The 240-nt window shown below is 67.1% G+C and carries 1 protein-coding gene; it reads left to right on the top strand.

The genetic code is table 11. From position 1 onward, the window contains the following. Positions 1–240, top strand: a 240-nt coding sequence (locus tag ACZ3HG_RS24745) for a hypothetical protein (protein ID WP_465335174.1), incomplete at both ends; no start/stop codon positions are given.

The raw sequence follows: 240 nt of genomic DNA, 5'->3' as shown, positions 1-240 counted from the left end.
AGCCCGTGCTCGTGCGCGTGCATGTCGTGAACGCGCTGTCCGACCTTCTCGGCATTCCGGGCTTCGACGGACGCCCGGCGACGGACAGCCCCATTGCTCGATCCATGCAGGCGGTGGCGAAGGAAGGCCGTGGCGTCGTGGTGCTGATCCGGGATCCGAAGCCGAAGTCGGTGTCGGACTGGATCGCGCGCAGCGCCGAGACGAAGCGCACCGTGAAGTCGAAAGCTGACAAGGAGCGGC

It is taken from the genome of Erwinia sp. PME.40.26/001 (assembly GCF_055556675.1).
Note: the sequence above shows the minus strand (reverse complement) of the source record. Positions and strands in the feature narration are given on the sequence as shown.